General features: G+C 47.7%; 9 protein-coding genes, 1 tRNA gene and 1 pseudogene. 7 read left to right on the top strand and 4 right to left on the bottom strand.

Going from position 1 to position 9,749, the window contains the following annotated elements; translation table 11 throughout:
* The 3 genes from QM717_RS03195 (at position 1) to dusB (ending at position 4,086) form a co-directional block, all read left to right on the top strand.
* Positions 1-1,671 carry a C45 family autoproteolytic acyltransferase/hydolase gene (locus QM717_RS03195; RefSeq protein WP_415034762.1) on the top strand — a complete coding sequence of 557 codons (1,671 nt, stop codon included), beginning with the start codon at positions 1-3 and terminating at the stop codon, positions 1,669-1,671.
* Complete coding sequence (locus tag QM717_RS03190) at positions 1,668-2,960, top strand: phenylacetate--CoA ligase family protein (protein WP_415034760.1); 1,293 nt, start codon at positions 1,668-1,670, stop codon at positions 2,958-2,960. Before QM717_RS03195 ends, QM717_RS03190 begins: the two co-directional genes overlap by 4 nt.
* A 133-nt stretch (positions 2,961-3,093) precedes the next feature.
* Positions 3,094-4,086, top strand: coding sequence for a tRNA dihydrouridine synthase DusB (dusB, locus tag QM717_RS03185; protein WP_415034758.1), 993 nt, complete (start codon positions 3,094-3,096; stop codon positions 4,084-4,086).
* A 120-nt stretch (positions 4,087-4,206) separates the two neighbouring features.
* On the opposite strand, the gene QM717_RS03180 is transcribed toward dusB, so the two are convergent.
* From QM717_RS03180 to QM717_RS03170, 3 genes are all read right to left on the bottom strand, one after another.
* Positions 4,207-5,406, bottom strand: a complete 1,200-nt coding sequence (locus QM717_RS03180; protein WP_415034756.1) for an ABC transporter permease — start codon at positions 5,404-5,406, stop codon at positions 4,207-4,209.
* Positions 5,407-5,799: a 30S ribosome-binding factor RbfA gene (rbfA, locus tag QM717_RS03175; protein ID WP_415034754.1), complete on the bottom strand. Its 393-nt coding sequence runs from the start codon at positions 5,797-5,799 to the stop codon at positions 5,407-5,409. It abuts the gene before it with no gap.
* 135 nt (positions 5,800-5,934) lie between these two features.
* Positions 5,935-6,690 (bottom strand): alpha/beta hydrolase, encoded by a 756-nt coding sequence (locus QM717_RS03170; protein WP_415034752.1) that lies wholly within the window; start codon positions 6,688-6,690, stop codon positions 5,935-5,937.
* A 135-nt stretch (positions 6,691-6,825) separates the two neighbouring features.
* Between QM717_RS03170 and mce the strand changes: the two genes are divergently transcribed.
* The 3 genes from mce to QM717_RS03155 all read left to right on the top strand — a co-directional run bounded on the left by mce (position 6,826) and on the right by QM717_RS03155 (position 7,959).
* On the top strand, positions 6,826-7,230 hold the full coding sequence (gene mce / locus QM717_RS03165; RefSeq protein WP_415034750.1) for a methylmalonyl-CoA epimerase: 405 nt from the start codon (positions 6,826-6,828) through the stop codon (positions 7,228-7,230).
* 216 nt (positions 7,231-7,446) lie between these two features.
* A tRNA-Ile gene (locus tag QM717_RS03160) sits at positions 7,447-7,520 on the top strand.
* 226 nt (positions 7,521-7,746) lie between these two features.
* Positions 7,747-7,959, top strand: coding sequence for a PID-CTERM protein-sorting domain-containing protein (locus QM717_RS03155; protein ID WP_415034748.1), 213 nt, complete (start codon positions 7,747-7,749; stop codon positions 7,957-7,959).
* A 15-nt stretch (positions 7,960-7,974) separates the two neighbouring features.
* Here QM717_RS03155 and QM717_RS03150 read toward each other — a convergent pair.
* Positions 7,975-8,566: pseudogene (locus QM717_RS03150) on the bottom strand (riboflavin synthase).
* Between the two features lie 58 nt (positions 8,567-8,624).
* Between QM717_RS03150 and pdxA the strand changes: the two are divergent.
* Positions 8,625-9,686: a 4-hydroxythreonine-4-phosphate dehydrogenase PdxA gene (pdxA, locus tag QM717_RS03145; protein ID WP_415034746.1), complete on the top strand. Its 1,062-nt coding sequence runs from the start codon at positions 8,625-8,627 to the stop codon at positions 9,684-9,686.
* Positions 9,687-9,749: the final 63 nt, after the last annotated feature.

Genomic DNA, 9,749 nt, shown 5'->3' with positions numbered 1-9,749 from the left:
ATGAAAAAAGCAGCGAAGTTTTTGGGAATAGTATGGTCGCTTTTGGCGATTTCTTCCTGTGGAACTTCGAAATCTTTGCACCACCAACCGCAAGTCGAAGGGTACAACCAAACAGTTCCGATTGTTAAAAAACATTCCGCTGAATTGTTTACATCCGGAAATAATTTTCTCCTAAAAAACAAACAAAACCTTTGGGAATTGTATGTCGAAGGCGATCCGCTCCAAATCGGACTCGAAACTGGCGCACTGACCGATTCGCTTTTGAAGAAACAGGAGCGCGTGTTTTTTTCCAAGGTTGAAGAACTCGTTCCGTCCAAATCCAAGCAAAAGTTGCTGCGGACGATGCTCAAATGGTACAACCGTAAACTGTATCTGAACGTTCCCGAAGAATACAAAACCGAAATCTACGGCCTTTCGCGCTACAGCTCGCCCGATTTTGACAATATCGCGCCACCGTATTTGCGCAGTCTGTATTTGCATGGCGCACACGACATCGGACATGCGTTGCAGGATTTGGCTCTGGTGGGCTGCTCGTCGTTTGCGGCTTGGGGCGAAAAATCGGAGGACGGCAGTTTGATTTTGGGGCGCAATTTCGATTTCTACGCCGGGGACGATTTCGCCAAGGACAAAATGGTCGCGTTTGTCAAACCCGACAAAGGCCATCCATTTATGATGGTGACCTGGGCCGGTATGATCGGCGCGGTTTCGGGCATGAACAATCAAGGTTTGACCGTAACGATCAACGCCGGAAAGTCTAAAATCCCACTCATTGCCAAAACCCCGATTTCAATCCTGACACGCGAAATTTTGCAATACGCGACGACTACCGAAGAAGCCATCGCGATTGCCAAAAAGCGCAAAGTTTTCGTCTCCGAATCCATTATGGTAGGCAGCGCTAAAGATAAAAAAGCCATTTTAATAGAAGTTGCCCCCCAAAATTTTGGCGTATACGAAGTCCCGAACAGCAACAACCAATTGCTGTGCTCGAACCATTTCCAAAGCGCCGAACTCAAGAACGACAAACGCAATGTATACCAAATCGAGAACAGCCATTCGCAATACCGCTACGACAAATTGATCGAGGATTTGAATGAAAACCCTAAAATCAATCCCGAAATCGCCGCCCAAATCTTGCGCGACCGCGAAGGCTTGGACGATAAGGCAATCGGTTACGGCAACGAGAAGGCGCTCAACCAAATGCTCGCGCACCACGGTGTGATTTTCAAACCCGAGCAGCGGTTGGTTTGGGTTTCTGCCAATCCATACCAGATGGGGGAATTCGTCTGTTATGATTTGAACAAGATTTTCGGGGGAAATCACGGGGAAAATCCGGTGTCGCTGGCCGAAGTGGCGCTCGACATTCCCGCCGATCCGTTCCTGCAAACGGAAAGCTATAAAAACTACGAGCAATTCCGCATCGAAGACCGCAAAATGGATGCGTTCCTCGAAAATAAAACCGGAATGACTGCCGATTTTGCCAAAAAATACCAATCTTTGAATCCCGATTTTTGGCTCGTGTATTATAAGACAGGCCGATATTATTTCGAAAACAAGCAATATGATCTCGCCAAAGCCGATTTCGAGAAAGCACTGACCAAAGAAATCACGACGTTGCCGTCGCGAAAAGACATCGAGAAAAAGCTCCAAAAAATCAACCGAAAATTACAATGATCCCGAAAATAGAAACCGCATCGGCTGCCGAAATCCAAACATTTCAAGAGCAAAAATTGCGTGAAGCGCTGGCTTATGTGCGCGAGCATTCGACATTTTACCAAAAAAGGTTTGCGGAGGCAGGCATCGATGCTTCGGAAATCCAAACCTTGGAAGATTTACAAAAACTGCCCGTCACGACCAAAGCCGATTTGCAGCAATTCAACGACGATTTTTTATGCGTTCCACCAACTAAAATCATCGATTACGCCACGACCTCGGGTACTTTGGGCGATCCGGTGACTTTCGGCATGACCGACAATGACCTCGAACGTTTGGCCTACAACGAAGCGATTTCGTTCGACTGCGCCGGAATCAAAGAAGGCGACGTCGTGCAGTTGATGACCACGATCGACCGCAGATTCATGGCCGGACTCGCTTATTTTCTGGGACTGCGTAAGATGAAAGTCGGTGTCATTCGCGTAGGCGCGGGCATTCCCGAATTGCAATGGGATTCGATCTTGAAATACAAACCGACTTACCTGATCACTGTCCCGTCGTTCCTGCTCAAATTGATTGAATATGCCGAAGCACATGGCATCGATTACAATAATTCGGGAATCAAAGGCGCAATCTGTATCGGGGAAGCGTTAAGGAACCAGGATTTTTCGCTCAGTACGTTATCGCGCAAGATTACCGAAAAGTGGAACATCAAACTGTTCTCGACCTACGCCTCGACTGAAATGAGCACGGCCTTTACCGAATGCGAGCACGCCAATGGTGGCCACCACCATCCCGAACTGATCATCGTCGAAACCCTCGATGAAAACAATAATCCAGTCCCAGAGGGCGAACCCGGCGAATTGACGTTCACGACTTTGGGCATCGAGGCCATGCCACTCGTGCGTTTCAAGACGGGCGACATCGTCAAATTACACCACGAACCTTGTGCCTGCGGACGCAACACCTTGCGCGTCGGGCCGGTGTTGGGAAGGAAGCAACAGATGATCAAGTACAAAGGCACGACGTTGTATCCACCGGCAATGACCGATGTGCTGAGCGGTTTTTCGAACATTGAAAACCACATCATTGAGATTTATACGAACGATTTGGGCACCGATGAAATCGTCATCAAATTGGCCGTGAAAAAGGAGTCGGAGGAATTCCTGCACGAAATCAAGGACCATTTCCGTGCGAAATTGCGCGTGACGCCAAAAATTATTTTTACCTCGACGGCGATTCTAAACCAACTCATCTTCAATCCGATGAGCCGCAAGCCGATCCATTTTTTCGACCACCGCAAGCATTAGGAATTGGGCGTGCCCCTGCGGGTCGCGCTGTCCGCTTTATCTTTTTTTCGCAAACTCAAAAAAGGATGCCGCTGCCATCGCTGACGCAAATGACGTTTCTTGTACTTCTCACTTTTAGTCGTACCTTTGCGCCATGGTTAAAATTGGCAACATAGAATTACCCGAATTTCCGCTGCTTTTGGCACCGATGGAAGACGTGAGCGATCCGCCGTTCCGTCGTTTGTGCAAACAGCACGGCGCCGATTTGATGTTTTCGGAATTCATTTCATCGGAAGGACTGATCAGAGATGCGATCAAAAGCCGCATGAAACTCGATATTTTCGATTACGAACGTCCCGTGGGCATCCAGATTTTTGGCGGCGATGAAGAAGCAATGGCACTTTCGTCGAAAATCGTTTCTGCCGTCAATCCCGATTTGATCGACATCAATTTTGGTTGTCCGGTCAAGAAAGTCGTCTGCAAAGGCGCAGGTGCCGCGGTGTTGAAGGATGTCGATTTGATGGTGCGTCTGACCAAGGCCGTCATCGACGGGACCAATTTGCCCGTAACGGTCAAAACGCGTCTGGGCTGGGATGAAAATTCGATCAACATCGATGAGGTGGCCGAAAGGCTTCAGGACATCGGCGTCAAAGCCTTGTCGATCCATGGGCGTACACGCGCGCAGTTGTACAAAGGCGAAGCCGATTGGACGCACATCGCGCGTGTCAAGAACAACCCGCGCATCACGATGCCGATTTTTGGCAACGGCGACATCGATTCGCCCGAAAAAGCACTCGAGTACAAAAACCGCTATGGCGTAGATGGCATCATGATTGGCCGCGCTGCGATTGGCTATCCGTGGATTTTTAACGAGATTAAGCATTTTGTCAAAACCGGCGAACATTTGCCCGCACCGACGATGCTCGACCGTATCGAAGCCGCACAAAACCACCTGACCTGGGCGATGGAATGGAAAGGCGAATGGACCGGAATCGTCGAGACACGCCGCCATTACACCAATTATTTCAAAGGCATCCACAACTTCAAGGAATACCGCCAGAAACTCGTGACAATTGACAACGCCGAAGGTCTGCACAAGGCTTTTGATGAAATCCGAGAGGTGTTTTCGGATTATCAGTTTGTGTAATGGAATTCGGGGTTGCGTGAAGGATAGAGGCAAGCACCGCGTGCAGCCGAAAGCCTGACGGCGCGAAAAAAATGCAATTGAAAGGATAAACGTGAAGCGCCGGCACGCCCAAAAACAAAACTATTCCAACAACTTCTTACTCACCCGGCTCGATGCAATCCACGACGCGATAAAACCGAGCGAAATAATGGTGGCCAATACGATTAAAATATTCTGCACCGAAAAAATAACCGGATAGGGCAGATTGGGCGTAATCATGATGAGGTCGTAACGCTGTTGGATCAAGACCACTACAACCCCAAGGGCCAACCCGATCAATCCGCCAAAAACACTGAGCAAAGTGCCTTGCAGCAAAAAGATTTTGCGCAAATCGGCGACTTCCGTGCCGAGATTGTACAGCGTCTTGAGGTTGCTTTTCTTGTCCAGGATCATCATGATCAGCGCACCGACAAGATTGAACAACGCGATGATGATGACCAACGTAAAAATAAGATACACCGCAATATTCTCGGTGTTGAGCATTTTGTACAGGCTGTCGTTGAGCTGGGCGCGGTTCTTTACCGTGATTTTATTTCGGAAGATTTTTTGAAGTGATGTTTTGATCGCATCTTCATCGGCGCCGGGTTTCATCTTGATCTCGATTCCGGTGATGCGGTCGGGCTTGAATTCGAGCAAAGCCTGTGCGAGCCGCAATTCGCAAAATACATATTTGTCGTCGAGTTCTTCACTGATTGCGTAAATGCCGACCGGGGCGAGCGTGAATTTGTTGAATGCCTGTTCGGGATTTTCAATCGCGCCTTTGCCGGGTTTGGGAACATAGACCTCAAACGGATTGTTGAAATCCATAAGCCCGAGCGACAAACGTTGCGAAATACCATTGCCGATCACAACCTGCGAGGTATTGGGTTCGAGCCAATCGCCTTGGTACACGATTTTGTGGATGTCGTTGACTTTGGGGAAAGTCGAATCGATGCCTTTTAAATAAGTGACTTGTTCTTTGCCGTCGAACACAAAAAGCACGCGTTCTTCGATGATTTTGGAAGCTGCGGCGACGCCTTCGATTTTTTTGATGTCGTTTTCCTGTGTTTGGGAAACCGTAAAAGATTTGCCCAAAGCGGCGCCAACTTTAAGGTCGGGATCAAAGTCGTTGCTGAACGAAAGACTAAAATCGCGCAATCCGCTGAACACCGAAAGAACCACAAACAAAGCCATCGCACCCACGATAATTCCCACCGAGGCAATGCCATTGATGATGTTGATCGCGTTGTTTTTGCTCGCGCTCCTAAGGTAACGTTTGGCTATGTAAAGCGGGAAATTCACTTAAGATTTTCTGCGGCGTTCGAGCAGGTCGCGGTTTTCGATCGGGTTTTCCTTTCCTTTGAGCGCGTTGTCGATTTTTTCGATGTAATCGAGCGAATCATCGAGGTAAAACGTCAGGTTCGGGACTTTGCGCAATTGGAGTTTGACGCGTTGGGCCAAGTCGTGCTTGATCAGCGGCGTGTTCGATTTGATTGCGGCCAAAGTCTCGGCGGCCTTGTCCTGCGGAAAAATACTGAGGTGTACCGAAGCGATCGACAAATCGGTCGTGACGCTGACTTTCGACACCGAAATCACGAGATTCGAAATCCCATTCTTGCGTACTTCGCCTTGCAAAATGTCAACTAAATCTTTTTGGAGGACACCGCCTATTTTCTTTTGTCTGTTCGTTTCCATGAGGCAAAAGTACGGATTTTTGATGTTTTTTAGGAGCCAATCCCGCTTTCCATTGCAATCTTTTCCTTTTTAAAGAAAAAAGAAAAAGGATTTCCATTGCAATCGGGGCTAGGACATCGTGTTGAAATAGGCGTTCTACAATCCGGTTGCGGCGGTTTCGATCAATTCGGCGACTTCGTTTGGACGTGACGCGTAAATCGCATGGCTGCCCCCTTTGATTTCAACGACCTTCCGGCTTTGGGCGCGTTTGGCGTAAAACCGTTCCAGGTCAGGATTGATGATTCGGTCGGCACCGGCTACCATGTACCAGCTTGGTTTGGTTTTCCAGGCCGGGTTCTGGATTACGGCTTGAAAAACCAAATCGGCCGTCGGGATTTGGGCGTTGGCCATAAAGCGGGCCCTGTCCAATGGCAGGTCGGCGGCAAAATCCTCGGGGAATTTTTCGGGCCGTATGTAATCGAATCCGTCGCTGCCCTTGACCAACGATTGATAGGCCGGCGGATGGGTTTTGACCAGGTCGGCCCTTTTTTCACCGGCATCGGGGGCATGTGCCGCGATGTAGACCAAACCGGCCACTTTCGGATGGTTTCCGGCGGCAGAAATAACCACGCCGCCATAGCTGTGTCCCACAAGGAGACAAGGCCCGTCTTGCAGGTCGATGATGCGTTCGACCGAAGCCACATCGTCTTCGAAATTTTTGAGACTGTGCTGGGTGACCGAAACCTTATAGCCTTTTTGGGTCAGGATTTGGTACACGCCTTCCCAGCCCGAGCCATCGAGGAATGCACCGTGTACGAGCACAATGTTGTTGATTTTGCGGTCGGATGGCTGTGCGAAGCCCGGATTCATGAGCCACAGCGTAAACAGCAGCAAGGAAAGTTGTTTTTTCATGAGGTTGATGGATGAAGTAAGCGTTTGTAATTGATCTTAAAGGTATGATTTATTAGGCAAATTGGCTTTGGTTTCTTTGCAATCTATTGAGTTCCGCCAACAGAATTAGTATCTTTGGGGCTTCATTTGAATCCTATGAGAAAAATCGAACACATCGGCATTGCCGTCAAAAGTCTTGAAATATCCAATGAAGTCTTTGCCAAACTCTTTGGTGCGCCGGCCTACAAAATGGAGGAAGTGGCAAGCGAAGGCGTCAAAACGTCGTTTTTTAGGAACGGCCCGAACAAAATCGAATTGCTCGAAGCCACGAACCCCGACAGCCCGATTGCGAAATTCCTTGAAAAGAAAGGCGAGGGCATTCACCATATCGCATTCGATGTGGCTGATATCGTTTCGGAAATGGCACGTCTCAAAGCCGAAGGTTTTACCGTTTTAAATGAAATTCCCAAGAAAGGCGCCGACAATAAACTCGTGGCGTTCCTGCATCCAAAGACGACCAACGGCGTCTTGATTGAACTGTGCCAGGAAATTGAAAATTAAACGATTGGTTGACAACGCGATGAAAACCGTCTGGTTTAAAACGTGTTTTCTCACCATCTTAAAAGCGCCAATTCGATTGGGCCGGTAAAGGTGTCGTCTGACGAAAAACCGCCCAAACATTTGGTGTGAACCAAAAATAGTAGTATTATTGCACCTCTGATAAAACCTCGGGTTTGTTCAGTAAACGCAGTAAAATAAACAACTGTAACAAAATCTGGTCCTATAGCTCAGTTGGTTAGAGCACCTGACTCATAATCAGGTGGTCCTTGGTTCGAGCCCAAGTGGGACCACAATCGAAGACTTCTTGTTGAGTGGAAGTCTTTTTTTATCGGATGTTCTTTTTAAAAATTTGCAAGTAAAATTGGTCTTTTGAAAACTAAAGTGCTCTATTTTACGTTAATATAACCGCGGAAATTAGGTTTTCTGAATTCAAGTTGTATTTTTGCAGTCGGTTTTTTCCGAATTTTAGAGATTAAAAATTTTGTTAAATAGATTTTTTATTTATTTTTACGCCCTATGAGAATTGTCCCGAATAAAATTTTAAGTGGTTTCGCCATGCTTACCACGAGCATCGCTTTCGCTGGACCAACCGGTCCGCCACCGCCAGGAGTACCACCACCGCCAGGGTTGCCCGTGGATGGAGGGATTGTTTTGCTGCTTATTGCGGCGCTCTCATATGGCCTTTACAAAGTATACCAATTCAAGAAAAATAAAAAAACTCCGGCTTAACCGGAGTTTTTCTTTTTATTTCCGCAGCGCATTCAATCGCGAGACATATTTTCCAATCACATCAAATTCGAGATTGATTTGGGTGCCCACTTCGAAAGTCCTTAAAGTTCGTGTGTTCATAGGTGTAAGGGATAATCGCGACGCTGAATTCATTCTCCTTCGAATTTACCACAGTCAAGCTCACGCCATTTACCGTAATCGATCCCTTTTCAATGGTAATGTTGTTTAAAGCGGCATCGTATTCGAAAGTATAATACCAGCTTCCATTGGCATTTTCAATGCTTTTGCAGGTGCCGGTCTGGTCGACATGGCCTTGCACAATGTGGCCGTCGAGCCGATCGCCGAGTTTCATCGCACGTTCCAGATTGACGGTATCGCCTTTTTTCCAGTTGCCCAAATTGGTTTTTTCCAAGGTTTCGCGGATGACGGTCACCGTATATTGGTTGTGGTCGATCGAAACGACGGTCAGGCAAACGCCGTTGTGCGAAACGCTCTGGTCGATTTTGAGTTCAGACGTGATGACCGACTCCACGGTAATGTGCAAATTGTCGTTGTCTTTCCTGATTTCGGCAACCGTGCCAAGCGTTTCGATAATTCCTGTAAACATTGTGGTTTATTTTACTAAATTTGCCGTCAAAATTAGCAATAAATAACCAGTCGAAAGGATGAAAAAAGCAGAAAATATCATCGTCGGGATTTCCATCGGAGACCTGAACGGTATTGGCGCAGAAGTCGTATTGAAAACATTCGAGGATTCGCGGATGCTCGAATTGTGCACGCCGGTTATTTTTGCCAATGTCAAGGTGTTGTCTTTTGTCAAGAAGACATTCGAATCGACCGCGATGCTGCACGGCATTGACAAACTCGACCAAATCATTACCGGGAAAATCAATGTTTTGAATGTATGGCGCGATGGCGTTGACATTAATTTCGGAACCAATGATGAAAATGTCGGTCAACATGCGATCAAGTCGTTTGTTGCGGCGACTGAGGCCCTCAAAAATGGCGATGTCGATGTATTGGTCACCGCCCCGATCAACAAATACAACATCCAATCGGAAGAATTCAAGTTTCCGGGACATACCGATTACCTGAACCAGGAGCTCGAAGGAAATGCATTGATGCTGATGGTGCAGGACAACCTCCGTGTGGGATTGCTGACCGATCACGTGCCGGTCAACGAAGTCGCCTCGCACTTGACGCCGGCTTTGATTACGCAGAAAATCGAGACCATCAAAAAAACGTTGATCCAGGATTTCAGTATCCCGAAACCGAAGATTGCTGTCCTCGGACTCAATCCGCACAGCGGTGACAACGGGGTGATTGGCAAGGAAGAAGAAAATATTTTCAAGCCGACGCTCAAAAAATTATTCGACAAGGGAACTTTGGTTTTCGGACCGTTCCCGGCAGATGGGTTTTTCGGCAGCAGCCAATACGAGCATTACGATGCGATCATCGCGGCCTACCACGACCAAGGGTTGATTCCGTTCAAGACCTTGTCTTTCGGAAAGGGCGTGAATTATACGGCCGGGCTCGATAAAGTACGCACCTCGCCCGACCATGGCACGGCTTACGACATCGCCGGTAAGGACAAAGCCGATTTCAATTCGTTCAAGGAAGCGGTTTACTTGGCCATCGATGTGTTCAATTCGCGAAACCATTACGCCGAAATGAGCGCCAACCCCATGAAAGTCAAGGAAAAACAGGAGGAGAGAAATAATAGATAAAAAAATGCCGTCAAGCGTTTTGATTGTACAATAATTTTTTATCTTTGCACGCTCAAATTGTTG

The sequence above is a fragment of the Flavobacterium sp. genome, from assembly GCF_047602195.1.
Taxonomy (GTDB): Bacteria; Bacteroidota; Bacteroidia; order Flavobacteriales; family Flavobacteriaceae; genus Flavobacterium.
Note: the sequence above shows the minus strand (reverse complement) of the source record. Positions and strands in the feature narration are given on the sequence as shown.

Bases quoted from the DNA above. Each gene is read 5' to 3' on its own strand.
- QM717_RS03195 (WP_415034762.1), top strand. From the start codon at position 1: ATGAAAAAAGCAGCGAAGTTTTTGGGAATAGTATGGTCGCTTTTGGCG.
- QM717_RS03190 (WP_415034760.1), top strand. From the start codon at position 1,668: ATGATCCCGAAAATAGAAACCGCATCGGCTGCCGAAATCCAAACATTT.
- dusB (WP_415034758.1), top strand. From the start codon at position 3,094: ATGGTTAAAATTGGCAACATAGAATTACCCGAATTTCCGCTGCTTTTG.
- rbfA (WP_415034754.1), bottom strand. From the start codon at position 5,799: ATGGAAACGAACAGACAAAAGAAAATAGGCGGTGTCCTCCAAAAAGAT.
- QM717_RS03170 (WP_415034752.1), bottom strand. From the start codon at position 6,690: ATGAAAAAACAACTTTCCTTGCTGCTGTTTACGCTGTGGCTCATGAAT.
- mce (WP_415034750.1), top strand. From the start codon at position 6,826: ATGAGAAAAATCGAACACATCGGCATTGCCGTCAAAAGTCTTGAAATA.
- QM717_RS03155 (WP_415034748.1), top strand. From the start codon at position 7,747: ATGAGAATTGTCCCGAATAAAATTTTAAGTGGTTTCGCCATGCTTACC.
- pdxA (WP_415034746.1), top strand. From the start codon at position 8,625: ATGAAAAAAGCAGAAAATATCATCGTCGGGATTTCCATCGGAGACCTG.